General features: G+C 65.5%; 23 protein-coding genes. 10 read left to right on the forward strand and 13 right to left on the reverse strand.

All coding sequences use genetic code 11. The features are described 5' to 3' along the window. Nucleotides 1-26: 26 nt before the first annotated feature. From XI02_RS25555 to XI02_RS25590, 8 genes are all read right to left on the reverse strand, one after another. The gene (locus XI02_RS25555; RefSeq protein WP_244620832.1) at nucleotides 27-1,145 is read right to left on the reverse strand and encodes a GNAT family N-acetyltransferase; all 1,119 of its coding nucleotides are present in this window, start codon (nucleotides 1,143-1,145) and stop codon (nucleotides 27-29) included. A gap of 331 nt (nucleotides 1,146-1,476) precedes the next feature. Then, entirely contained in the window at nucleotides 1,477-2,688 is a 1,212-nt protein-coding gene (locus XI02_RS25560; RefSeq protein WP_018271968.1) for an ABC transporter substrate-binding protein, read from the reverse strand. 210 nt (nucleotides 2,689-2,898) lie between these two features. Next, on the reverse strand, nucleotides 2,899-3,663 hold the full coding sequence (locus XI02_RS25565) for a CPBP family intramembrane glutamic endopeptidase (RefSeq protein ID WP_018271969.1): 765 nt from the start codon (nucleotides 3,661-3,663) through the stop codon (nucleotides 2,899-2,901). 66 nt (nucleotides 3,664-3,729) lie between these two features. Beyond that, complete coding sequence (locus tag XI02_RS25570; protein WP_018271970.1) at nucleotides 3,730-4,500, reverse strand: CPBP family intramembrane glutamic endopeptidase; 771 nt, start codon at nucleotides 4,498-4,500, stop codon at nucleotides 3,730-3,732. Between the two features lie 128 nt (nucleotides 4,501-4,628). Beyond that, nucleotides 4,629-6,272: an acyl-CoA dehydrogenase family protein gene (locus tag XI02_RS25575; protein WP_018271971.1), complete on the reverse strand. Its 1,644-nt coding sequence runs from the start codon at nucleotides 6,270-6,272 to the stop codon at nucleotides 4,629-4,631. A 160-nt stretch (nucleotides 6,273-6,432) separates the two neighbouring features. Beyond that, nucleotides 6,433-6,885 (reverse strand): hypothetical protein, encoded by a 453-nt coding sequence (locus XI02_RS25580; RefSeq protein WP_016843964.1) that lies wholly within the window; start codon nucleotides 6,883-6,885, stop codon nucleotides 6,433-6,435. 32 nt (nucleotides 6,886-6,917) lie between these two features. Beyond that, entirely contained in the window at nucleotides 6,918-7,331 is a 414-nt protein-coding gene (locus XI02_RS25585) for a hypothetical protein (RefSeq protein WP_018271972.1), read from the reverse strand. A gap of 126 nt (nucleotides 7,332-7,457) precedes the next feature. Beyond that, on the reverse strand, nucleotides 7,458-8,192 hold the full coding sequence (locus XI02_RS25590; RefSeq protein ID WP_172649159.1) for a M15 family metallopeptidase: 735 nt from the start codon (nucleotides 8,190-8,192) through the stop codon (nucleotides 7,458-7,460). 269 nt (nucleotides 8,193-8,461) lie between these two features. Here XI02_RS25590 and XI02_RS25595 point away from each other — a divergent pair, with 269 nt between their 5' ends. The 3 genes from XI02_RS25595 (at nucleotide 8,462) to plsY (ending at nucleotide 11,542) form a co-directional block, all read left to right on the forward strand. After that, nucleotides 8,462-9,415 (forward strand): aspartate carbamoyltransferase catalytic subunit, encoded by a 954-nt coding sequence (locus XI02_RS25595; RefSeq protein ID WP_026192854.1) that lies wholly within the window; start codon nucleotides 8,462-8,464, stop codon nucleotides 9,413-9,415. Between the two features lie 4 nt (nucleotides 9,416-9,419). Next, complete coding sequence (locus XI02_RS25600) at nucleotides 9,420-10,721, forward strand: dihydroorotase (protein WP_018271974.1); 1,302 nt, start codon at nucleotides 9,420-9,422, stop codon at nucleotides 10,719-10,721. A gap of 224 nt (nucleotides 10,722-10,945) precedes the next feature. After that, nucleotides 10,946-11,542, forward strand: coding sequence for a glycerol-3-phosphate 1-O-acyltransferase PlsY (plsY, locus tag XI02_RS25605; protein ID WP_018271975.1), 597 nt, complete (start codon nucleotides 10,946-10,948; stop codon nucleotides 11,540-11,542). 8 nt (nucleotides 11,543-11,550) lie between these two features. Here plsY and XI02_RS25610 read toward each other — a convergent pair whose 3' ends face one another. Next, on the reverse strand, nucleotides 11,551-12,789 hold the full coding sequence (locus tag XI02_RS25610; RefSeq protein WP_018271976.1) for an amidase: 1,239 nt from the start codon (nucleotides 12,787-12,789) through the stop codon (nucleotides 11,551-11,553). Then, nucleotides 12,786-12,920, reverse strand: a complete 135-nt coding sequence (locus XI02_RS46045) for a hypothetical protein (RefSeq protein WP_016843957.1) — start codon at nucleotides 12,918-12,920, stop codon at nucleotides 12,786-12,788. Before XI02_RS46045 ends, XI02_RS25610 begins: the two co-directional genes overlap by 4 nt. Here XI02_RS46045 and dprA point away from each other — a divergent pair. Further along, nucleotides 12,915-14,030 (forward strand): DNA-processing protein DprA, encoded by a 1,116-nt coding sequence (dprA, locus tag XI02_RS25615; RefSeq protein ID WP_018271977.1) that lies wholly within the window; start codon nucleotides 12,915-12,917, stop codon nucleotides 14,028-14,030. The genes XI02_RS46045 and dprA overlap by 6 nt on opposite strands. A 195-nt stretch (nucleotides 14,031-14,225) precedes the next feature. On the opposite strand, the gene XI02_RS25620 is transcribed toward dprA, so the two are convergent. Beyond that, a complete protein-coding gene (locus XI02_RS25620; RefSeq protein ID WP_018271978.1) occupies nucleotides 14,226-14,636 on the reverse strand; it encodes a helix-turn-helix domain-containing protein in 411 nt (136 codons plus the stop codon). A gap of 99 nt (nucleotides 14,637-14,735) precedes the next feature. On the opposite strand from XI02_RS25620, the gene XI02_RS25625 reads away from it, so the two are divergent. Next, a complete protein-coding gene (locus XI02_RS25625) occupies nucleotides 14,736-15,344 on the forward strand; it encodes an FMN-dependent NADH-azoreductase (RefSeq protein WP_018271979.1) in 609 nt (202 codons plus the stop codon). 57 nt (nucleotides 15,345-15,401) lie between these two features. Here XI02_RS25625 and XI02_RS25630 read toward each other — a convergent pair whose 3' ends face one another. Further along, nucleotides 15,402-15,560: a hypothetical protein gene (locus XI02_RS25630; RefSeq protein ID WP_016843954.1), complete on the reverse strand. Its 159-nt coding sequence runs from the start codon at nucleotides 15,558-15,560 to the stop codon at nucleotides 15,402-15,404. A 254-nt stretch (nucleotides 15,561-15,814) separates the two neighbouring features. Then, a complete protein-coding gene (locus tag XI02_RS25635) occupies nucleotides 15,815-16,588 on the reverse strand; it encodes an SDR family NAD(P)-dependent oxidoreductase (RefSeq protein ID WP_018271980.1) in 774 nt (257 codons plus the stop codon). A 109-nt stretch (nucleotides 16,589-16,697) separates the two neighbouring features. Between XI02_RS25635 and XI02_RS25640 the strand changes: the two genes are divergently transcribed. The 5 genes from XI02_RS25640 (at nucleotide 16,698) to XI02_RS25660 (ending at nucleotide 23,364) form a co-directional block, all read left to right on the forward strand. Beyond that, nucleotides 16,698-17,171 carry a helix-turn-helix domain-containing protein gene (locus XI02_RS25640; RefSeq protein WP_018271981.1) on the forward strand — a complete coding sequence of 158 codons (474 nt, stop codon included), beginning with the start codon at nucleotides 16,698-16,700 and terminating at the stop codon, nucleotides 17,169-17,171. A 61-nt stretch (nucleotides 17,172-17,232) separates the two neighbouring features. After that, a complete protein-coding gene (locus tag XI02_RS25645; RefSeq protein ID WP_157183463.1) occupies nucleotides 17,233-17,583 on the forward strand; it encodes a hypothetical protein in 351 nt (116 codons plus the stop codon). Between the two features lie 220 nt (nucleotides 17,584-17,803). After that, complete coding sequence (gene topA / locus XI02_RS25650) at nucleotides 17,804-20,575, forward strand: type I DNA topoisomerase (protein WP_018271983.1); 2,772 nt, start codon at nucleotides 17,804-17,806, stop codon at nucleotides 20,573-20,575. Next, nucleotides 20,576-22,936, forward strand: coding sequence for a ribonuclease R (rnr, locus tag XI02_RS25655; protein ID WP_018271984.1), 2,361 nt, complete (start codon nucleotides 20,576-20,578; stop codon nucleotides 22,934-22,936). Next, nucleotides 22,927-23,364: a DUF983 domain-containing protein gene (locus XI02_RS25660; RefSeq protein WP_018271985.1), complete on the forward strand. Its 438-nt coding sequence runs from the start codon at nucleotides 22,927-22,929 to the stop codon at nucleotides 23,362-23,364. Before rnr ends, XI02_RS25660 begins: the two co-directional genes overlap by 10 nt. The last annotated feature ends 19 nt before the right edge of the window (nucleotides 23,365-23,383 follow it).

The following is a 23,383-nucleotide window of genomic DNA, read 5'->3' on the forward strand; positions in this document are numbered from 1 at the left end:
TGGAATAGCGCCGCGCCTATCGGCTGCTACCAGACTTCGCGATAGTTCGCGAACTTGCGCAGGGTCTTGTCATAGCGGGCCGGTACGATCCAGGGCAACAGAAGCCTGAAGATCGCGTTCGGAAGCGGAGAGCGAAGCCGCACATAGAGGTCGAGCGGATCGAGGTCATGCCGCATCCGGAATTTCGGTTCGTAGCTGAGACCCGTGCTTCGAAGCCACCTGTAACCGTTGGCGATCGCCCAATTCATCATGTCGCGAATGGTGTAGTAATAAAGATGAAGGTCGAGTGCGACGCCATAGTCGAGGCCGACATACTCCCAGAACAAACTGTCGCCTTCGACCATGCAAAGGCTGAAGGCGATCACCTTCCCGCCACGGCGCCAGATGAAGAAGCGGACCTTGTCCTTCATGTCGCTGCCGAGCCGGCGGAGATAGTCGGCTGTCAGTTTCTCGAACCGGAATTTCGAACGGTCGAAGACCTGCAGGTAGAGCGGATAGATCTCGTCGACGGCATCCCTTGCGTCGTCGGTGACGGTAAGAGCGATGGCTTCACCGTCGGTTGCCTTGAATTTCTTGCGGAGCTGCCAGCGCGCCGACCGCGGCAGCGCATTTTGCATGTAGGCATCGAAGTCGTCGTGCTCGATATTGAGCGCCGTCATCGGCATGCTCGGCGCGCGGGCGAAGCCGCGCCGGACGAAACAATCCAGCACTGGCCGGTAGCGCGCGGGGAATTCCTTCAGGACGATGAGCTGCGCCCGGCACGATCTTGCGAGCGTGACGATTTCGCTGCAAAGAATCTCCGCGATCTTGCCGGACGGCACCGTGCTTGATCCCGCCAGATGCCCTTCCCCGGCGAAGCATCCGACCATCAGGGTGCGCATCCTGAGAAACCCGGGAACGAAGCGTCGGATGCGCGCCAGCAACGGCTGCCATTCCGCTCCGAGTCCTTCGAGAACGTCCTGATCGAGAAGAAAAAACGGCTGGACGGCGTGGAGACAGCCCGCCCGGTCGATGATCGCGAAGTACCGGTATTCGACACGCTCGCGGAGCGTATCCTCCAGGATCTCGTAGTAACGGTGATCCTTGCGCAGGTCGGCAAAACTGGCAACCCACGCGGGACAACCGGCGATTTCGTCGCGCGTCACGATCTTCACGCAAAATGGCGCTGTAGCAGCCGCCGCGTGCGCTACACTTGGTGTATCAGCCAGACTGACTGCGTCTGACGCCAACGCAATGCTCCGGGTGATGAAAAGTCTTTCAATACAGTATCAATGTACCTGATTTGGCCGGAGGCTCCTGTACCATCCGCGCAACAAGTCATTTCTTTCGTAGCCGCGTCGCGCCGGGCGGCGCGCGCTCTCCCGCAACAGACCGGCCCGCCGGTCGCAGCAGCGCCACAACTCGCCCTTGCGCTTCAGCAAGCAGCGAAGGCCTGCAACAGTCGGGCGCGGCTCGTACGGCTTCTCCTGATCGTCGCTATTTCCCGGACGAACCGACGAACGCCGTATCGAGCACATCACCGATCGGCTGCCAGCTACGGCCGTCGAACTGAAGCAACCGCAATTGCTCGACCGGGCGGAACTGAGCGGTGTTGATCTTGATGCCGGGGAGCAAGGCGGACGCCTGATAATCCCTGAGCGCCGCAGCCTGCTTCATGACGTTCTCGCGCGACAGGTCGTTGCCGCATTGCCTGAGCACCTCGACCATCGTTTCGGCGGCGGCATAGCCGTAGACTGCCGCCGCGTCATCCTTGCCGCCGGCTTTGGCATACTTGTCCAGGAAGCTGTGCCAGCCGCCCTGCTCTTCTCTCCAGGCCGGATCGCTCGCATCCTTCAGGAACGCGGCGGTGATGACGCCGGTCGCATTCTCCGTGCCGGCCGGCTTGAGCACCGTCTCGATCGATGACGCCATCTGGTTCACGACAAACACCGGCCGCCAGCCGTGGTCGGCCGCGGCCCGGATCACCTTGGCGGCATTTTCCGGCACTCCGGCAAATACAAAGACCTCGGCGCCCGATTGCTTCAGGATCGAGACGTGGCCGTCCAGATGCTGATCGTCGACATCATAGGCGATGTCGACCCTGATGTTGTGGGCGACGTCACCCAGCCCTTGCACCAGTCCCTTGAACAATTCCCGCCCGAACTGGTCATTCTCCCAAAGCGCCACGATTTTCTTGCCGGGGTAGAAAGCCTGGATGTAGTTGGCATAGATGCGCCCTTCCTCGCGGTACGAAGGCTGCCAGCCCATGGTCCACGGATAGAGCGACGGCTCGCTGAGATCGTGATCGCCGGAGGCAACAAAAAGCTGGGGGACTTGCCGCTCGTTGAGATATTTCCGCACCGCCAGATTCCCCGGCGTGCCGAACGAACCGAACATCAAAAGCACATTGTCGGTCTCGACGAGAATGCGCGTGAGATCCATGGCGTTGGAGGGATCCGACAGATCGTCGTAGGACATGAACCGGATCTTGCGGCCATTGACGCCGCCGCGTTCGTTGATCATCTCGAAATAGGCGGCTTCCGCCTTGCCGATCTGGCCGAAAATCTCCAGCGCGCCACTATACGGCATGACATTGCCGATGCGGATTTCGGTGTCGGTGACGCCCTGGTCGCGCACTTTCTGCGTGATGGCGCCGAGAGACGCCAGCGCGACGACGCCGGCCAGGATTGCTCGGATCAGGATAGCCATGAGAAGAGCTCGCACGACGGCAGCCGCCGCTGCCTGATTTCAGTCCGGCCCGCGCTCGTTCATTGATTCAGATCATAGCACTCGAGGGGGCCGCTGGCATCCTCCATCCTTCCGATGGCTGGCGACGCACCGGCGCTGGTTCCGGATGATGATCACGCCGCAGACGATCCCGGACATCACGATGCCAATCGTGATCGCAGCCGTTGGGCCCTAGACGTACGGGCCTGTCACGAAGCAGATGTAAGTGTTGAGTGCAGAATGCATCATGACCGTCAGCCAGGTTGAGTTGCTGCGCCAACGGCAATAACCCAGGGCCAATCCCATCCCGAAAATCTCCAACTTCCCATAAACGTCGTACTGTGTGTGGGTCATCGCCCAGACGGAGGCGGTCAGTACGATCGCTCCAATCGGACCGAGAAACGACTCTGACCAGCCGCGATACAAGAAGCCGCGGATGAGGAATTCTTCCATGACGGGTCCGGCAATGCAGGTACCGATGAGAAAGATCAGCAGGCCGCCCGCCCCGTTGACCACGTACATGCGCTGGTCATCCAACGCGGAGCCGTCGTCGCCGACACACCATTTGATGACCGACTCAACGAGCAGAATGCCGGCGAAGATTGCAAATGCGCGCATGACTTCGGCCGTGCTCGGCCAGTTGAGCGCGAGATATTCTGCGAACCCACGGCGAACCTTCCGGATCGCGATCCAGAGCACGCCAATCGTTAGCGGGCTCGCGACGGTAAGGCCAGCGCCGTACCATCGCCCCTGGGCCGCGAAATCCCGCAATTGAGCTGGCGACATCCTGGCTACGCCGTCTTGCGCCGCGATGATGATCGTCATGGCCCAACCTCCTGCCAGCGTAAAAACCCCATAGGCGATCAGGATAACGAATGCCGTCTCCCAGAAATCCCAGGTCCGCAGCGGCGGAGCCGAAGCAGGTGTCCGCGCGCCGGCATTTTCGAAGTTCGACATATGGATTTTTTCTGCAACAATTTTGCAGCGAAGGTGGGCCTAGCTTCAACCTAGCATAGGGAACTCTCAGCCCGCCAGCCACCAGGTCTGGATCGTCGCCGCAAAATTGTTCAACCCGTGCAGCAGGATGGTCAGCCAGGTCGAGCCGGTGCGGAAGCGCAGATAGCCGAACAGGAGGCCGATCGTCAGCACCTGGCAGAGGAAGAACCAGTCGTACTGCAGGTGCATCACGGTCCAGACGATCGACGACAGCAGGATCGCGCCATAGGGTCCGAGCGCGGATTCCGACCAGCCGCGATAGAGCCAGCCGCGCGCGAACAGTTCCTCCCAGAGCGGCGCGGCGACGGCGAAGGCGATCACCAGGAGCCACAGCGCGCTGTGCTCCTGCGCCGATTTCAGCACGTCGCCCATGAAGCCCGGCGCCACCTCGCGGCCGGCGGCACGGGAGACCATGTCCCAGGCTCCGACCAGCACGACGAGCGCGACGACGCCGATGATCACGTTCTTCCACGACGTCCCGCGCAGCCCGAGGTAGTCGGCGAACGGGATCCGGGTCCGGCGGATCGCGAACCACAGCACCAGGAGCACCATCGGCAGGCCGGCGAGGACCGAGAGCGAGATCGTCAGGCCGTCGGCGACCACATGGGTGATACCGGCCGTCGATACCTCCCCGCCCTGCGCGACGATGCGCCAGACGATGACCGTGACCTGGCCGACGAACATCGCGGCGAAGATCAGAAGGCCCCACAGCGCGGTGCCCCAGAATTTCCAGACCCGCGGGGGGAGCGGCGGCGGTTCGATAGCGGCAGTCGCGTCTTGCGGTGTGAGAGAATCCATCAGCGAACCTCGGCTCTATCAATTCGTCATGGCCGGGCATGTCCCGGCCATCCACGTCTTTCCTTGCCCTGTCGAAGCAAAGACGTGGATGCCCGGCACAAGGCCAGGCATGACGGTGGTCAATGTGGTCATGGCAGCGCCCGCGCCAGCAGCGCGCGCTGATCGGCATCGGATAAGTCCACGGCGCCGTACATGCCGGCGTGGCGTTCGGCAAGCCGTGTCGCCGCGAACAGCTCGGCGTTTTTCGGCGAGACCTGGTTGAGCGCCGCGGTTGCCGCCAGGAGCGCCAACTGCTCGACCGCAAGCCGGGCGACGCGCTCGCTGTCCGGCCGCCGGAACGACTGCCCGATCGAGGCAACAGCCTCAGCGGCGCCGGGCAGCCCCCTGGTCTCGTCGGCGAGCGCGCGGAGCACCGCGAGTGCGGCATCGGCCTCGCGGCCGAGCGCGCGCAGCACGTCGAGGCACATCACGTTGCCGGAACCCTCCCAGATCGCGTTGACCGGCGACTCCCGGTAATGGCGCGCCAAAATGCCTTCCTCGACATAGCCATTGCCGCCGAGGCACTCCATCGCCTCATAGAGGAAGCCGGGCGCGCTCTTGCAGGTCCAGTATTTGATCGCCGGCGTCAGCAGCCGCATATAGGCGGCCTCGCCCGCATCGGCCGGCGCGCGATCGAAAGCACGGCAGAGCCGCAACACCAGCGCGATGGACGCCTCGACATGCAACGCCATGTCCGACAGCACCGCTTGCATCAGCGGCTGGTCGGCGAGATGTTTCTGGAACACGCTGCGGTGCCGCGCGTGATTGAGCGCGTGCGCCAGCCCCGAGCGCATCAGCCCGGCGGAGGCGATCGCGCAATCCTGCCGCGTCAGCTGCACCATCTGGATGATGGTGCGGATGCCCTTGCCCTCCTCGCCGATCAGCTCGGCATGAGCGCCGTGGAATTCGACCTCCGACGAGGCGTTGGAGCGGTTGCCGAGCTTGTCCTTCAGGCGCTGGAAGTGGATCGCATTGACCGTGCCGTCGGGCGCAAAGCGCGGCATGAAGAAACAGCCCAGCCCGTCCATCGTCTGCGCCAGCACCAGGAAGGCGTCGCACATCGGCGCCGACATGAACCATTTGTGCCCGGTGACACGCCAGGCGCCGCCGTCGCGCTCGGCGCGCGTCATGTTGGCGCGCACATCCGTGCCGCCCTGCTTTTCGGTCATGCCCATGCCGACGGTCATGCCGCGCTTGGTCCACCACGGCGCAAAGGTGGGGTCGTAGGCGCGCGTTCCGATGACCGGCATCGTCTTCGCCAGAATGTCCGGCTGCGAGGCCAGCGCCGCGACCGAGGCGCGCGTCATCGTGATCGGGCAGAGATGGCCGGTCTCGACCTGGGAAGCGATGTAGAACTTTGCCGCACGCACCACCTCGGCCGCTCCGCCGGCCGGCTTGCCGTCCGTGGCCCAGGTCGAATTGTGCACGCCGGCATGTGCGGAGTGCGTCATCAGCTCATGATAGGCCGGATGAAACTCGACCTCGTCGCGGCGATTGCCCCTGGCATCGAACAAACGCAGCTTCGGCGTGTTCTCGTTGGCAACGCGGCCGCGCTCCGCCATGGCAGCGGATCCCCAATGCTTGCCGAAATCGGACAGCTCAGCCGTTGCCGCCGCCCCGCCATTGGCGGCAACCGCCGCGGCGAGCGGCGCATCCACCGTGAACAGGTCGACATTTTCGAACGGCGGCGACTGGTTGAAGACGTCGTGGGTGGCAAACGGAGCCTGCGTCATGGTCTCCTCGGGAACTGGTCTATACGCATGCGGCCCGGACAACCGGCCTCCTCCGGCCGGGATCACGGGCCAGCCGCGGCGCAATGGAATCGGAGGATCATAAGCCTGCGAGCCGGCGCGGGGCAGCGAAAAGTACAGGTCTGCTGGATGCTTCCATGCCTTAGATGCTTGCGCGCTTGGGCGCATGGCGGCCGAGCCAGCGGTCGACCCAGTCATTGGCGCGGGTCCGGTTCGCCTCCTTCCTGGAAGCCTGGACAGGAAAAATGTCGCCGCTGCTGAGTTGCCGGTTATCGGGATAGGCCGCCAACTGAAGGTCGGACTCATGCGCGGCGCCGTCCACCGGCGAGATGTAGGCAAACCGGATCTCGATCTTGTGCTTGATGTCGGCGCCCAGCCATTTCGGATGATGGCGCGCCAGCAACTCGGTAAGCTCGCACGGCAACAGATCGGAGGTCGAGCTTCGCGCCCCCTCGGTCTTCTCCATGTAGCATTGCTCCTTGACGCTGCTGACGCGCGCGTCGATCGGCCGGAAGTTCAGCCGCTTGTCGAGCTCGCCGTAGACATAGAAGCTCGCGACGGCGATAGCGATCACACCGTAAAGGCCAAGGCGCATGGTTGTGCTCCCGTCCCGTCGAACCGTGGTGGTCAGATCGAACGCGTCTTGTTCGCCTTGGTCTTGGAGGCAAGGACAGGAAACACGTCCCCGGCGCGCAGCGGCTTGCCATTGGGGAAATAGGACATCTGCAGGCTCGACTGGTGCGTGGCCCCGTCGACCGGCGAGACATAGACGACCTTCACCTCGATCTTGTGCTTGAGGTCATAGCCCTGCCACTTCGGATGCTCCTTGCGCAGCAGCTCGGCGATCTCACACCGGGTCAGGTCGGAGGTCCACGTCGTCTTGGTGATGACGCCGCGCTCGACCTTTTCCAGATAGCATTGTTCGCTGACACCGCTGATGCGGGCATCGACGCGCTGATAATTCGCGCTCTTGTCGTGTCGATCGTAGATCAAGACGCCGGCGACGCCGACGACAACAATTGCGATGGCTGCGAACCGCATGCTGCATGCTCCCGTGTTGCCCGCACTTCATAGGGCCACAATTAAGGAGTGTTGAAAGCGCGCTCGGCTACTTTTGCGATGACAAGCATCGTCTTGCGAAAATGCTTCGGATTTGAGGAAAATGCCCTATCGCGCCCGGACGATCGGGAAGTCGTAGGCCGGCCCGCCTGCCCCCGGCAGCGAAAAGTGCCACCATTCCTTGGCATAGTTCGCGAACCCCTGCCGGGCCATCGCCGCGACCAGCATGGCGCGCCAGCGTCTTTGCGCCGGCGTGATCGAGCCCGTCGCGGTGTGCGCCTTCACGTCGGAACAGTCGTAGCCGGTACCCATGTCGACGCTGCCCTCCGGGGCGCGCGCGGCGGCCGGCGCGGTGCAGTCGGCATAATCCCTGGCCGGATCGAACTTGCGCGCGTTGTCGGCACCAAGATCGACCAGCGTGAGATCGACCGCGCCCCCGGTCGAATGCCCCGAATGGGTGGCGATATAGCCGAGGCGGAACAGGTCCGCCTTCGAGAAGGCCGGGTTGTAGCGCCGCTCGGCGGCGGTCTCGGTGCCGTTCCTCGACCATGCCACCATGTCGGCGACGGCGCGGGCCGGCCGGTAGCAATCGAACATCTTCAGCGACAGTCTTTGCCGGGCCAGTTCCTGCTGCACGGCCTTGAGGCGAAGCCCCACCTGCCGCTTCACCACGCATTCCGCCGCGCCATAGCCCGCGATCGGCCGGCCCATGAAATTGTTCGCGCTGGCGTAGCGGATGTCCTGGATGATGGTCGGGTCGATGTCGCGGAGGAACGCGAAGTCGCCGGGCAAGTTCTGAGCGAAGACAGGCGCGATCGCCCCCGGGATCAACGCGATGGCCATCCATGCGATCACGACAATTTTCACGAGGTCTCGCTCCGGCGTCACGGACCGGGTATAGCCCGTCAGGAGGACAGCGTCGCTGCCGCTCCGCCTGTGCCCGGCCATCCACGTCTTGTTCCGGAAATCCCCGCAAAAGCAAGGCGCGGATGTCCCGCGGCGAGCCCCGGCAGGACTGCCGAGAAGGCGGCGACATCTTACTCGGGGAAAACTCCCGCGAGCCCTCTTCGCGCTTGCCCCACCGGCCATCCGCGCCTATAGCTCTCGCTTTAATGACCCCATCATTGAAATCGACTTTTGTCCTCGGTCACCGGCATCTGCTGGGTATCGAGGGCCTTTCCGCTGACGACATCACGGGCCTGCTCGACCTCTCCGAGGAGTATGTCGAGCTCAACCGCCAGGTCGACAAGAAGCGCGCCAGCCTGCGCGGCCGCACCCAGGTCAATCTGTTCTTCGAGGCCTCGACCCGGACCCAGTCCTCGTTCGAGATCGCCGGAAAACGCCTGGGCGCCGACGTCATGAACATGTCGGTGTCGTCGATGTCGACCCGCAAGGGCGAGACCCTGATGGACACCGCGGTGACGCTGAATGCGATGCACCCGGACATCCTGGTGGTACGCCACCACGCCTCCGGCGCGGTCGAGCTCCTGGCGCGCAAGGTTGACGGTTCCGTGATCAACGCTGGCGACGGCAGCCACGAGCACCCGACCCAGGCGCTGCTCGATGCGCTGACGATCCGGCGCAACAAGGGCCGGCTCGAGGGGCTGACGATCGCGATCTGCGGCGACGTGCTGCATTCGCGCGTCGCGCGCTCCAACATCTTCCTGCTCAACACCATGGGCGCGCGCGTCCGCGTGGTTGCCCCCTCGACCTTGCTGCCGCCCGGCATCGAGCGGATGGGCGTCGAGGTCGCGCGCGACATGCGCGAGGGACTGAACGGCGCCGATATCGTGATGATGCTGCGGCTGCAGCGCGAGCGCATGAACGGCTCCTTCGTGCCGTCGTCGGGCGAGTATTTCCACTATTTCGGCCTCGACCAGAAGAAGCTCGGCTACGCCAAGCCGGATGCGCTGGTGATGCATCCCGGCCCGATGAACCGCGGTGTCGAGATCGACACCTTCGTCGCCGACGGCGCGCAGTCGCTGATCCGTGAACAAGTCGAAATGGGTGTGGCAGTGCGTATGGCGGTGCTGGAAGCGCTCGCCCGCAACCTGCCGAACGCGTGATGCCATGCTGACCGACCGCCGCCCCATCCTGCTCGCCAACGCCCGCGTCATCGATCCCTCGCGTGATTTCGACGGTCCGGGCGACGTCCTGATCGCCGACGGCGTCATCCGTGACGCCAAGCGCGGCATCGGCGCCGCCGGCGTCCCCGAAGGCACCGACATCGTCAATTGCGCCGGCAAGATCGTGGCCCCCGGCCTGATCGACATGCGCGCCTTTGTCGGCGAGCCCGGCGCCAGCCATCGCGAGACTTTCGCCTCCGCCAGCCAGGCCGCCGCGGCCGGCGGCATCACCACCATCATCTGCCAGCCCGACACCTCGCCGGTGATCGACAATTCCGCGACCGTGGATTTCGTGCTGCGCCGCGCCCGCGACACCGCGATCGTCAACATCCATCCGATGGCGGCGCTGACCAAGGGCATGCAGGGCCAGGAGATGACCGAGATCGGCCTGCTCAAGGCCGCCGGCGCCGTCGCCTTCACCGACGGCGACCGCAGCGTCACCAACGCGCAGGTGATGCGGCGCGCGCTGACCTATGCCCGCGATTTCGACGCGCTGATCGTGCATCACACCGAGGACCCGCATCTGGTGGGCGAAGGCGTGATGAACGAGGGCGAATTCGCCACAAGGCTCGGTCTCGCGGGGATTCCCACGGCGGCCGAGTCGATCATGCTCGAGCGCGACATGCGGCTCGCCGGGCTGACCGGTGGGCGCTATCACGCGGCCTCGCTGACCTCGATCGAGTCGCTGGAGATCCTCAAGCGCGCCCGCGACGCCGGCCACAATGTCTCGGCCTCGGTCTCGATCAACCACGTGACGCTGAACGAGAACGACATCGGCCCCTACCGCACCTTCCTGAAGCTGGCGCCGCCGCTGCGCACCGAGGAGGACCGCAAGGCGCTGGTCGCAGCGCTCGCCTCCGGGCTGATCGACGTCGTGATGAGCGACCACAATCCGCAGGACGTCGAGGTCAAGCGGCTGCCGTTCGCGGAGGCGGCGAGCGGTGCGGTCGGCCTGCAGACCATGCTGCCGGCGGCGCTGCGTCTGATCCACAATGGCGAGATGGCCTTCAAGACGCTGATCCGGGCGATGTCGACGCGGCCGGCGGAGCTGCTCGGCCTGCCCGGCGGCACGCTGCGCGCGGGCGCGCCGGCCGACGTCATCGTGATCGACGCCGACACGCCCTGGGTGCTCGACCGCGACGATCTCAAATCACTGTGCAAGAACACGCCGTTCGACGACGCCCGCTTCTCGGGCCGCGTGACGCGGACGATCGTCGGCGGACGGACCGTGTACGAGCACGTCTGAAACCGGGGTGGAACTCAGCGCGACGCGAGTTGCGACATCGCTTCCATCGTTGTGCCAACGACGATGGCCGCGACGTAAACGACAAAGAAAAACTGCTCCAGCCGCCTGCGAACAGAAGCCATGATAAGCTCCCTCATTACCAAGGCCATGGTGCGGATTTATGGTTAATATTTCATTGACGGCATTGCCCCATTCGGGCGGGACCGACCGAAGGAACCACCGCGATGTCTGCTGATGGCTTGCTGCCGGTCGCCTTCCTGATCGGCTACCTGCTGGGCTCGATCCCGTTCGGCATGGTGCTGACCAGGATGGCCGGCACGCAGGATCTGCGCACGGTCGGCTCGGGCAATATCGGCGCCACCAATGTGCTGCGCACCGGCCGCAAGGGCCTCGCCGCGGCGACGCTGCTCGGCGACATGCTGAAGGGCACCGTCGCCGTCATCATCGCCGGCACCATCGACGGCCCGAACGCGGCGATGCTGGCGGCGCTGGGGGCTTTCCTCGGCCACCTCTTCCCGGTCTGGCTCAAGTTTCGCGGCGGCAAGGGTGTCGCGACCTATCTCGGCGTGCTGCTCGGCCTGTTCTGGCCGGCGGCGCTGATCTTCGCCATGATCTGGCTCGGCACCGCCTACACCACGCGCTACTCGTCGCTGTCGGCGCTGATCGCGGCGTTCGTGACGCCGCTGTTCCTGTGGTGGTTCGGCCACAACGCGCTCGCCTCGCTGTTCGCCGTGCTGACGCTGCTGCTGTTCTACATGCACCGCGAAAACATCCAGCGCCTGCAGGCCGGCACCGAAGGCAAGATCGGCGAGAGGAAGTAGCGCAGCCGCTACCGCTTCAGCGCGTCCTCGACAAAGCTCGCCGCCGCCAGCGCCTTCGCGTCATCGCCAAAACCCGCGATCACGGTCACACCGACCGGCAATCGGCCCTCGGCGACAAGCGTCGGCACGTTGACGCACGGCACGCCCATCAAGGTCCAGAGCCGGTTGTAACGGGGATCGCCGGTCGACGCCAAACCCTTGGGCGCCGCGCCCGGCGCCGACAGCGTCACGAGCACGTCGACCTCGGTGAGGATCGCGGCCAGCACCTGCCGCGCGCGCAGCGTGACGTCCATCGCCGCGTCGTACTCCGCCGGCGTGCCGCCCTTGCTCTCGTCGAGCCGGCCGCGCAGCAGCGGCGGCATCGCGTCGTAGTTCTGGCCGTATTCCCAGGCGAACGACTGATGCGCCTCGAACTCCTGCACCACCGGATGGATCCGCCAGGCTTCCGCGATGATCTCGGGCATCGCGAGCTCGCGCACGCTCGCACCCGCCTGCTCCGCCGCACGCGCGGCCTTCTGCAACGCCTCCGCGCCGGAAGGTTCCGGCGAACCGGCGAAGGCCTGCGTGGCCACGCCGATGCGCGGCGCGGAAACCTTTGACGGAACCACCAGCTCAGGCCGCCTGGTCATCGCGGCGAGCCCCAGCGCGACGTCGCGCACGCCGGCGCCGAACAGCCCGACGGTGTCGAGCGTCCAGGAGAAGCATTTCACGCCGACGGTCGGCAGCAGGCGGTAGCTCGGCTTGATCGCGGCGACGCCGCAGAACGAGGCCGGCCGGATCACCGAGCCGCCGGTCTGCGTGCCGAGCGCCAGCGGGATCATCCCGGCGGCAACGGCTGCGGCCGAGCCCGACGACGAGCCGCCCGGCGTGTGCGCGTGATTGTGCGGATTGAGCGTTGCGGTCGGATCGTTCGCCGCGAACGCCGTCGTGGTGGTCTTGCCGATGATGGTGGCGCCGGCCTGCTTCAGTGCCATCACGACCGGCGCGTCGGCGCGCGGCTGATGCCCGCGATAGATCGCGGCGCCCATCTCGGTCGGGAAGTCAGCGGTATCGATGATGTCCTTGATACCGACCGCAATCCCGCGCAACGGCCCGGCTTGCTGCGCACGCGCCGTCTCGTCGAGGCGGACGAAGGCGCCGATGGCTTTGTCCTGCGCCGCGATGGCGTCCCGCGTCTGCGTGATGGCGGCATCGGTGGACAATTCGCCGGAGGCGATGCGGCGTTGGAGATCGGCAAGCGAAATCATCGGCGGACATCCTGTTTCTTGACGGTTTTTGGCGGCTTCTTGGCAAGCGCTTTTAGCGCGTCGCGCGCGGCTGCGCCAATGTCGCAGTTGATCACAATCTCAGGTTGGGCGAAGCTGCGCCCCGCATGCATGACCGCTCGCCCAGCCCCGCAAAACTCACCGACACCGAACGGCTCAACCGCCTGCGGCTGATCCGCTCCGACAATGTCGGCCCGCGCACCTTTGCATCGCTGCTCCGCCATTTTGGCGATGCGGCGCATGCGCTGGAGCGCCTGCCTGACCTCGCGCGCCGCGGCGGCGCATCCGGCCCCGGACGCATCTGCAGCGAGGCCGATGCTGCTGCCGAGCTCGCGGCCTGCCGCAGGTTCGGCATCGATCTCGTCGCACCGGAGGAAGCGCACTATCCGGCGCGGCTTGCCACCATCGACGACGCGCCGCCACTGCTTGCCGTGCGCGGCGCGCGCGAGGTCCTGATGCGGCCGATGATCGCGATCGTCGGCTCCCGCAACGCCTCCGGCGCCGGGCTGAAATTTGCAGGCACCCTTGCGCGCGATCTCGGCGATGCCGGCTTTGTCGTGATCTCCGGCCTCGCCCGCGGCATCGATCAGGCGGCGCATCGCGCCACCGTCGCGAGCGGCACGGTCGCCGTGCTGGCCGGCGGCCACGACAGGATCTACCCACCCGAGCACGAGGATCTGCTGGCCGCCCTGCTCGAACACGGCGCGGCGATCTCGGAGATGCCGCTCGGTCACGTGCCGCGGGCGCGCGACTTCCCCCGCCGCAACCGCCTGATTTCGGGCGCCTCGCTCGGCGTCGTGATCGTCGAGGCCGCGCATCGCTCGGGCTCGCTGATCACGGCGCGGATGGCGGCCGAACAGGGCCGCGAGGTGTTCGCGGTGCCGGGCTCGCCGATCGATCCGCGTGCCGCCGGCGCCAACGACCTGATCAAGCAAGGTGCCACCTTGGTCACCGAAGCCGCCGACGTCGTCAGCGCGGTGACGCCGATCATGGAGCGGCCGGTGATGCTTGGCGCGCGCGAGGACGACGAGCCGCTGGACTTTGCCACCGATAGCGGCAATCGCGAGCGCATCATCGACCTGCTCGGGCCGAGCCCGATCAGCATCGACGATCTGATCCGGATGGCCGATGTGTCACCCGCCGTGGTCCGCGCGGTGCTGCTCGAGCTCGAGCTCGCCGGCAGGCTCGAGCGCCACAGCGGCGGGCTGGTGTCGATGATTTGACGAGCTGAATATCTCGCTCGCGCAAACGCCTCTCCGTCATCCTGTGGAGCGCGCAGCGCGTCTCGAAGGATCGACGGCCCGACTGGTGGCCGTGCATCCTTCGAGACGCCTGCTACGCAGGCTCCTCCAGCGACAAAGGCGAAGCCTTTGCGCGGGGATGACGGGTCTACTTGTCCGAACGCGAAGGCTCCGAACTCAGCCTTCGGCATTCCGCGCATCGAAGTCGTTTCGCGCGCCCTCGATCTCCGGCAGATGCGCGAACGCCCATTCGCCGAGCGCCATGACAGGCACGGCCAGTCCGCGCCCGAGATCGGTCAGTTCGTAGTCGACCCGCGGCGGAATGGTCGGAAACACCGTGCGCGTCACCAAGCCATCGCGCTCCAGCCCGCGCAGCGTCAAGGTCAGCATGCGCTGCGAGATGCCGTTGATCGTGCGCTTCAGCTCGTTGAAGCGGCGCGGTCCATCGCGCAGCAGCATGATCACCAGCACGCTCCATTTGTCGCCGACCCGCGACAGCACGGAGGCCACGCCGCGGCAGTCCTGATGCGTCCCGGGACCACGCGGCAGGCCGGTCTCGGCGGTTACATCGATGTGCTCGGGTTCCATAGGTGTGCTCGGGTTTCAAAAATGTGCGTTCTTGCGGAGATTTAGGGCGGTCACTCATATAGCGCCAGTTACAAACCTATACCAAAGGTGACCTCTGCCATGAAACTTCTGCACATCGACTCCTCGGTCCTCGGCCCCCACTCCGTCAGCCGCCAGGTCTCCGCCGCCGCCGTCGAGCGGCTGCGCCAGGCCAATCCCGGCCTCGTCGTCAGCTACCGCGATCTCAGCCAGACCCCGCTCGCCCACCTCTCCGGCCTGCACCTCGCCGCCAGCCAGGGCGCGGCGCCGGATCCGTCGGTACGCGATGACATCGCGACCGGCCAGGCGGTGCTGGACGAGTTCCTGGCCGCCGACATCGTCGTGATCGGTGCGCCCATGTACAATTTCACGATTCCGAGCCAGCTCAAGGCTTGGATCGACCGCATCCTGGTTGCGGGTAAGACCTTCAAATACGGCGCCGGCGGCGTCGAGGGATTGGCCGGCAACAAGCGCGTCATCATCGCGATCTCGCGCGGTGGTTATTACGGCGCCGACACGCCGATGGCCGCGCTCGAGCACCTCGAGACCTATCTGCGCGGGGTGTTCGGCTTCATCGGCGTCAGGAATGTCGAGTTCATCCCCGCTGACGGCATCCAGGTCGGCCCCGAGCATCGCGAAAAGGCCGTTGCGGGCGCGCTGCAGGCGGCCGGCAGCCTGAACGCCGCCTGATGTAATTCAAAGCGCCTGCCGTCGCCCGGCGGCGGCAGGCCGTTCAGGTGGAGAAACTCAGAACCAGACGCCCTGAATGCCGAGGATGACGGCCACCAGCGAAATCAACAGGCCGATGCCGGAGAACAGTGCGACGGTTACGAACTGCGTTGTATCCGAACTTTCCGATGCGGACGAAACCGGGATCGACGTCGAAATGCGGGCTGCTTTCGGCATGGCGGCACTCCAAATGATTCCGTGGTGAAAAATTCCCCGCCCAATCAGGAGTCCGGGGAGTACGTCAAAGGTTCAATACACGCGATGATAGTCGCGCACGAAATCGACCGGTGTGAAGCGCTTCACACCGGCCGTTCGTTACAATGAGAAACAAACCAGAGCGTTTTCGAGCGAAGTGGATACCGGTTCGCGTGAAGAAAACGCGTCAGAATAAAACCAGAGCCCCGTTCCGATTTAGTCGGAACGGAAAGGCTCTATCCGCGATAGATCGGCGCGCCTGCCGGCGACGCCGTCGCGCCGCCATCGATGAACAATTCCTGCCCCTGCACATGCGCGGCGTCGTCGGACGCCAGGAACAGCACGGTCTTCGAGATGTGATCGGGTTCGCCGATCCGCCCGAGCGGCGTGGTCTTGCCGATCCGCTGCTCGAAGATCTTCTCGGCCTCCGGCGTCGCGATCGCGGCGCCCCAGATCGGGGTGCGCACCGCGCCCGGCGCCACCACATTGACGCGGATGTTGCGCGGCGACAATTCTGACGCCATCACCCGCGCCATCGCGCGCACGCCGGCCTTGCTCGCGGCATAGGCCGAATAGCCGGGATTGCCGAGCACGGAGATCACCGAGCCGTTGAGAATGATCGACGCGCCGTCGTTGAGGTACGGCGCGACCGCCTGCACCGTGAAGAACACGCCGGTGAGATTGGTGCGGATCACATTCTCGAATGCGGCCAGCGTGGTGCCGCCGACCGGCGTCTGGCCGGGAATACCGGCATTGGCGAACAGCACGTCATACTTGCCGAACTTCTCGGCGCCCTGCTTCACCGCGGCTTCCAGCGCCGCGACGTCGGTGGCATCGGCCGCCACCGCGAGCGCGTTCGGCCCGAGCTCCCTGGCTGCCGCCGCAAGCGTCTCCTTGTTGCGCCCGGTGATGACGACCTTGGCGCCCTCCGCCACGAACAGCTTTGCTGTCGCGAGCCCGATGCCACTGTTGCCGCCGGTGATCAACGCCGTCTTGTTCGCCAGTCTCATGTCCGCCTCCAGTTGGTTGCATTATTAAACTTCATTGCCTAGCTAGGGCAAACGGTTTAATATTGCAACCACACAAGGTCGTGATGGCCCAAATTCCTGGAGACGGTAGGTGAAACGAACCAGCCTTGCAGGCGACAGCTGTCCCGTCGCGCGCGCGCTCGACGTGTTCGGCGACTGGTGGTCGCTCCTGATCATCCGCGACGCCAGCCTCGGCCGCCGCCGCTTCGGCGAATTCCAGGCGAGCCTCGGGCTTGCCAAGAACATCCTTGCCACAAGGCTGCGCACGCTGGTCGAGCGCGGCATCCTGAAGACCGTCCCCGCCTCCGACGGCAGCGCCTATCAGGAATATGTCCTGACGCCGAAGGGCCACGGCATCTTTCCGATCCTGGTCGCGCTGCGGCAATGGACCGAGGAATTCGACGAGCATCCGGACGAGATCGCGACCATCCTGGTCGACCGCGACAAGGGCAAGCCGGTGAAAAAGCTCGCGCTCTATTCGCAGGATGGACGCGTGCTTGGCGCGGCCGACACCGCTCTGAAGCCGCGGCCTGCGCGGAAAGCGGCAAAGCGCGTATCGGCGTAGCGCCACCCTCATCCTGACACACTTCCAAGACACAGGGACCCATTACCCCAAATGAGAGTTGTTGCGCGACGCTGGGGCCGCGATCCCGTTCATCACCGAATGCGGTGGTTATGGTCTTGGCTTTCGCCAGGACTACGCGGCGAGAGTTTGGGTGCGCCCCTCACGACAACTTCCGCCGGCTGCGCGAACGCTGTTGCTCGTCGGCCTCGAGGCGGGCCATCGCGAACAGGCGCTCGAGGACTTCGAATTTGTGGCGCCGGGCAAGTTTGGCGAGTTCGGTCGCGGCGGCTCCGATCAGGACCAGGGCGTCGTCCGGGCCGCCCTCCCCAGCTGTCTCGTCGCCCGCCGGTCGTCGCCGCCGGCCGGACGCCTTGCGCTTCCGGCCGCCCCCTGTGCTGTTCAAAAGGCCTAATCCGATTCCCACCCTATATATAAAGAGATACGCCCTTTCCCGCCGCAACTCTAGGGCGTATTTTGCAACCCTTGGGATAGAAACTCCACAGCTTGGCCCCGCCCTTCAATATCTGGCGATTTGACAGGGACCGCCCCAGCACCCATGTTCGCCCCGACACGGCGGGCCGCGAGTCTAGCGGAATCCGCCTTCAAGTTTTCCCGTAAGCTATTGGAATGACATGAATATCGTCATTGTGGAGTCGCCGGCCAAGGCCAAGACGATCAACAAATATCTGGGGTCCTCCTACGAGGTCCTGGCGTCGTTCGGCCATGTTCGCGACCTCCCGGCCAAGAATGGTTCCGTCGATCCCGATGCCAATTTCCAGATGATCTGGGAGGTCGATGCCAAGGCCGCGAGCCGGCTCAACGACATCGCCAAGGCGCTCAAGGGGGCCGACCGCCTGATCCTCGCCACCGACCCTGATCGCGAAGGCGAGGCGATCTCCTGGCACGTGCTGGAGGTGATGAAGGAGAAGCGCGCGCTGAAGGACCAGAAGGTCGAGCGCGTGGTGTTCAACGCCATCACCAAGCAGGCCGTCTCGGAGGCGATGAAGGCGCCGCGCCAGATCGATGGCGCGCTGGTCGACGCCTATATGGCGCGCCGTGCGCTGGACTATCTGGTCGGCTTCACCCTCTCCCCCGTGCTGTGGCGCAAGCTGCCCGGCGCCCGCTCCGCCGGCCGCGTGCAATCGGTCGCACTGCGGCTGGTCTGCGACCGCGAGCTCGAGATCGAGAAGTTCGTGCCGAGGGAGTACTGGTCGCTGGTCGCGACGCTCCTGACGCCGCGCGGCGACGCCTTCGAGGCGCGGCTGGTCGGCGCCGACGGCAAGAAGATCGCACGGCTCGACATCGGCTCCGGCGCGGAAGCCGAGGATTTCAAGAAGGCCATCGAGGCCGCCCTGTTCAAGGTCGCGACCGTCGAGGCCAAGCCGGCTCGGCGCAATCCGCAGGCGCCCTTCACCACCTCGACCCTGCAGCAGGAAGCAAGCCGCAAGCTCGGCTTCGCGCCGGCGCACACCATGCGCATCGCGCAGCGGCTCTACGAGGGCATCGACATCGGCGGCGAGACCACCGGCCTCATCACCTATATGCGAACCGACGGCGTGCAGATCGCGCCCGAAGCGATCACGCAGGCGCGCAAGGTGATCGGCGAGGACTACGGCAACGCCTATGTGCCGGACGCCCCGCGGCAGTACCAGGCCAAGGCCAAGAACGCGCAGGAAGCGCACGAAGCGATCCGCCCGACCGATCTGTCGCGTCGCCCCGCCACCATCGGCCGAAGGCTCGATGCCGATCAGGCGCGGCTCTATGAATTGATCTGGAAGCGCACCATTGCGAGCCAGATGGAGTCGGCCGAGCTCGAGCGCACCACCGTCGACATCGAGGCCAAGGCCGGCTCGCGTGTGCTGGAATTGCGCGCCTCCGGCCAGGTCATCAAGTTCGACGGCTTCCTCGCGCTCTATCAGGAAAGCCGCGACGACGAGGAGGACGAGGATTCGCGCCGCCTGCCCGCGATGAGCGAGGGCGAGGCCGTGAAGCGCCAGAGCCTCGCCGTCACCCAGCATTTCACCGAGCCGCCGCCGCGCTTCTCGGAAGCCTCGCTGGTGAAGCGGATGGAAGAGCTCGGCATCGGCCGCCCCTCGACCTACGCCTCGATCCTGCAGGTCCTGAAGGACCGCGGCTATGTCAAGCTCGAGAAGAAGCGGCTGCACGGCGAGGACAAGGGCCGCGTCGTGGTCGCGTTCCTGGAGAACTTCTTCTCGCGCTATGTCGAGTACGACTTCACCGCCGATCTGGAGGAGCAGCTCGATCGCATCTCCAACAACGAGATCGCCTGGCAGCAGGTGCTGCAGGACTTCTGGCGCGGCTTCATCGGCGCGGTCAACGACATCAAGGACCTCCGGGTCGCCGAGGTGCTCGATGCGCTCGACGAGATGCTCGGCCCGCACATCTATCCGCCGCGCGCGGATGGCGGCGACGTCAGGCAATGCCCGACCTGTGGCACCGGCCGGCTCAACCTCAAGGCCGGCAAGTTCGGCGCCTTCGTTGGCTGCTCGAACTATCCGGAATGCCGCTACACCCGCCCGCTCGCGGCCGACAGCGCCGAAAGCGCCGACCGCGTGCTCGGCACCGATCCCGACACCGGCTTCGATGTCACGGTGAAGGCCGGCCGCTTCGGCCCCTACATCCAGCTCGGCGAGCAGAAGGATTACGCCGAAGGCGAGAAGCCGAAGCGCGCGGGCATTCCAAAGGGCACCTCGCCCGCCGATGTCGATCTCGAACTGGCGCTGAAACTGCTGTCGCTGCCGCGCGAGATCGGCAAGCATCCGGAAACCGGGCAGCCGATCACCGCCGGCCTCGGCCGGTTCGGGCCGTTCGTCAAGCACGAGAAGACCTATGCCAGCCTCGAGGCCGGCGACGAGGTGTTCGACATCGGGTTGAACCGCGCCGTCACGCTGATCGCGGAGAAGATCGCCAAGGGCCCGAGCGGCCGCCGCTTCGGCGCCGATCCCGGCAAGCCGCTCGGCGATCACCCGACGCTCGGCGCGGTCGCGCTGAAGAACGGCCGCTACGGCGCCTATGTCGCGGCGGGCGGCGTCAACGCGACGATCCCGAGCGACCGCACGCCCGACCAGATCACGCTCGCGGAAGCGATCGCGCTGATCGACGAGCGCGCGGCCAAGGGCGGCGGCAAGAAGGCCAAGAAGGCGAAGGCGGAAAAGCCTGCCAAGGCGAAGAAAGCCAAGTCCCAGGCGACCGAGACTGACGGCGACGCCGAGGCCAAGCCCGCCAAGAAGGCTGCATCGAAGAAGGCCGCGGCGAAGCCGAAGACGGATGCGACCAGCAAGGCGCGCGCGCCGGTCGCCTCCGGTGCCAAGACGTCGCCTGCAAAATCATCGGCACCAGCGAAAGCGCCCGCGAAGAAAAGCGCCGGCAAGGCACGAGGATAAGTGAAACGAAAACCCGACCATGGCTTTCCGGGCCGGGATGCCATCGTCGCCTTCATCCGCGCCAATCCAGGCAAGGTAGGCACCCGCGAGATCGCGCGCGAGTTCGGCCTGAAGAACGCCGACCGCGTCGAGCTGAAGCGGATCCTCCGCGAGCTCGCCGACGACGGCACGATTGCCAAACGCGGCCGCAAGATCCACGAGCCGGCGGCGCTGCCGCCGACCGTGCTGGCCGACATCACCGGCCGCGACAGCGACGGCGAGCTGATCGCCGCGCCCGCCGAGTGGGACTCGGACGAGAACGGCACCGCCCCGAAAATCCGCATCGAGATGCCGCGGCGACCGAAGCCCGGCACCACCGCCGGCGTCGGCGACCGCGCGCTGCTGCGCGTCGAAGTCACGGACGAGCAAGACGGCACGCCCTATCGCGGCCGCGTCATCAAGGTGATCGATCACGGGCGCACGCGGATCCTCGGCATCTTCCGCCGCAATCCCGATGGCGGCGGACGCCTGATCCCGGTCGACAAGAAGCAGGCCGGCCGCGAGCTCAACATCGCCAAGGCCGACAGCGGCGGCGCCGAGGACGGCGACCTGATCAGCGTCGACCTGATCCGCACCCGCGGCTATGGGCTGGCCTCCGCCCGCGTCAAGGAGCGGCTCGGCTCGATTGCCAGCGAAAAGGCGATCAGCCTGATCGCGATCAACACCCACGACATCCCGCAGGTGTTCTCGTCCTCTGCGCTGCGTGAAGCGGAAGAGGCAAAACCCGCGACCTTGCAGGGCCGCGAGGATTGGCGCGACGTGCCGCTCGTCACCATCGATCCGCCGGATGCCAAGGATCACGACGACGCGGTGCATGCGGAAGTCGATCCCGATCCGAACAACAAGGGCGGCTTCATCGTCCATGTCGCGATCGCCGACGTCGCCTACTATGTGCGGCCCGGTTCGGCGCTCGACCGCGACGCATTGCAGCGCGGCAACTCGGTCTATTTCCCTGATCGCGTCGTGCCGATGCTGCCCGAGCGCATCTCCAACGATCTCTGCTCGCTGGTGCCGGGCGAGCCGCGCGGCGCGCTCGCGGTGCGGATGGTGATCGGCGCCGACGGCCGCAAGCGCTCGCATACCTTCCACCGCGTGCTGATGCGCTCGGCCGCAAAGCTCAATTACGCGCAGGCGCAGGCCGCGATCGACGGCGGGCCCGATGACACGACGGGCCCTATCCTCGATCCGGTCCTCAAGCCGCTGTGGTCGGCCTACGAGCTGGTCAAGCTTGCACGCAACGAGCGCGACCCGCTCGATCTTGATCTGCCCGAGCGCAAGATCCTGCTGAAGGCCGACGGCACCGTCGATCGCGTGATCGTGCCGCAGCGGCTCGATGCGCACCGGCTGATCGAGGAGTTCATGATCCTCGCCAACGTCGCCGCGGCCGAGATGCTGGAGAAGAAGGCGCTGCCGCTGATCTACCGCGTGCACGACGAGCCGAGCCAGGAGAAGGTGCACAACCTGCAGGAATTCCTGAAGACGCTCGACCTGCCCTTCACCAAGCAGGGCGCGCTGCGTCCCACGCAATTCAACCGTGTGCTGGCGCAGGTTGCCGGCGAGGACTACGAACCGCTGGTCAACGAGGTGGTGCTGCGTTCGCAGGCGCAGGCCGAATACTCCGCCGAGAACTACGGCCATTTCGGCTTGAACCTGCGCCGCTACGCGCACTTCACCTCGCCGATCCGTCGCTATGCCGATCTGATCGTGCACCGCGCGCTGATCCGCGCGCTCGGGCTTGGCGAAGGCGCGTTGCCGACGGATGAGACCGTGGAGACGCTCGCCGAGATCGCCGCGCAGATTTCCGTCACCGAGCGCCGCGCGATGAAGGCGGAGCGCGAGACCACCGACCGACTGATCGCACATTTCCTTGCCGATAAGGTCGGCGCCTCGTTCCAGGGCCGCATTTCCGGCGTGACGCGATCCGGCCTGTTCGTGAAGCTCGACGACACCGGCGCCGACGGCCTGATCCCGATCCGCACCATCGGCAGCGAATATTTCAACTACGACGAAACCCGCCACACGCTGATCGGCACGCGCAGCGGCACCATGTATCGGCTGGGCGATGTCGTCGATGTACGTCTGGTGGAAGCCGCGCCGATAGCGGGCGCGCTGCGGTTTGAGTTATTATCCGATGGTCAGGCAATTCCGCGCGGCAGAAAACGCGACAGCGTAAGGGCCGAGCGCCGTGCCGCCGGATTTGGCAAGGGACCAAAAGGATCGGGCAAGAAGGCACACAAGGAGCGGAAATCGCGCAGCAAGAAGGATCGCAAGCCGGCGCAGCAGAAGTCCGGCAAATCGAAGCGAGGCAAGTCATGGAAGTGACACCGCCGACAGTGGTCTGGACTCGCGAGGCGGCCGAGCCCGAGAAGCGCGACGTGTGGAGCGCGATGAAGCGCGGGTTCCGCTGCCGCTGTCCGCGCTGCGGAAAAGGCAGACTGTTCCGCAAGTTTCTCAAATGCGACGGCCATTGCCCGGTCTGCGACCTCGACTTCACGCCGCATCGCGCCGACGATCTGCCTGCCTATCTCGTCATCGTTATCGTCGGCCATATCGTGGTACCGATGGCGCTGTGGATCGAGACTAACTATTCGCCGCCGGTGTGGCTGCAGCTTGCGATCTATCTGCCGTTCACGCTGTTCGCATCGCTGGCGCTATTGCAGCCGGTGAAGGGAGCCGTGATCGGCTTGCAATGGGCCCTGCGCATGCATGGCTTTGACGAGAATCCCCCTAGCGACATCCCGCCGGTCTAGCTAAACCGGGCCGCAAGAA

The organism is Bradyrhizobium sp. CCBAU 21365, assembly GCF_015291305.1.
Classification (GTDB): Bacteria; Pseudomonadota; Alphaproteobacteria; order Rhizobiales; family Xanthobacteraceae; genus Bradyrhizobium; species Bradyrhizobium elkanii.

Coding starts and splice junctions, on each gene's coding strand:
- XI02_RS25560 (WP_018271968.1), bottom strand. CDS start 2,688: ATGGCTATCCTGATCCGAGCAATCCTGGCCGGCGTCGTCGCGCTGGCG.
- XI02_RS25565 (WP_018271969.1), bottom strand. CDS start 3,663: ATGTCGAACTTCGAAAATGCCGGCGCGCGGACACCTGCTTCGGCTCCG.
- XI02_RS25570 (WP_018271970.1), bottom strand. CDS start 4,500: ATGGATTCTCTCACACCGCAAGACGCGACTGCCGCTATCGAACCGCCG.
- XI02_RS25575 (WP_018271971.1), bottom strand. CDS start 6,272: ATGACGCAGGCTCCGTTTGCCACCCACGACGTCTTCAACCAGTCGCCG.
- XI02_RS25580 (WP_016843964.1), bottom strand. CDS start 6,885: ATGCGCCTTGGCCTTTACGGTGTGATCGCTATCGCCGTCGCGAGCTTC.
- XI02_RS25585 (WP_018271972.1), bottom strand. CDS start 7,331: ATGCGGTTCGCAGCCATCGCAATTGTTGTCGTCGGCGTCGCCGGCGTC.
- XI02_RS25590 (WP_172649159.1), bottom strand. CDS start 8,192: ATGGCCATCGCGTTGATCCCGGGGGCGATCGCGCCTGTCTTCGCTCAG.
- XI02_RS25595 (WP_026192854.1), top strand. CDS start 8,462: ATGACCCCATCATTGAAATCGACTTTTGTCCTCGGTCACCGGCATCTG.
- XI02_RS25600 (WP_018271974.1), top strand. CDS start 9,420: ATGCTGACCGACCGCCGCCCCATCCTGCTCGCCAACGCCCGCGTCATC.
- plsY (WP_018271975.1), top strand. CDS start 10,946: ATGTCTGCTGATGGCTTGCTGCCGGTCGCCTTCCTGATCGGCTACCTG.
- XI02_RS25610 (WP_018271976.1), bottom strand. CDS start 12,789: ATGATTTCGCTTGCCGATCTCCAACGCCGCATCGCCTCCGGCGAATTG.
- dprA (WP_018271977.1), top strand. CDS start 12,915: ATGCATGACCGCTCGCCCAGCCCCGCAAAACTCACCGACACCGAACGG.
- XI02_RS46045 (WP_016843957.1), bottom strand. CDS start 12,920: ATGCATGCGGGGCGCAGCTTCGCCCAACCTGAGATTGTGATCAACTGC.
- XI02_RS25620 (WP_018271978.1), bottom strand. CDS start 14,636: ATGGAACCCGAGCACATCGATGTAACCGCCGAGACCGGCCTGCCGCGT.
- XI02_RS25625 (WP_018271979.1), top strand. CDS start 14,736: ATGAAACTTCTGCACATCGACTCCTCGGTCCTCGGCCCCCACTCCGTC.
- XI02_RS25630 (WP_016843954.1), bottom strand. CDS start 15,560: ATGCCGAAAGCAGCCCGCATTTCGACGTCGATCCCGGTTTCGTCCGCA.
- XI02_RS25635 (WP_018271980.1), bottom strand. CDS start 16,588: ATGAGACTGGCGAACAAGACGGCGTTGATCACCGGCGGCAACAGTGGC.
- topA (WP_018271983.1), top strand. CDS start 17,804: ATGAATATCGTCATTGTGGAGTCGCCGGCCAAGGCCAAGACGATCAAC.
- XI02_RS25660 (WP_018271985.1), top strand. CDS start 22,927: ATGGAAGTGACACCGCCGACAGTGGTCTGGACTCGCGAGGCGGCCGAG.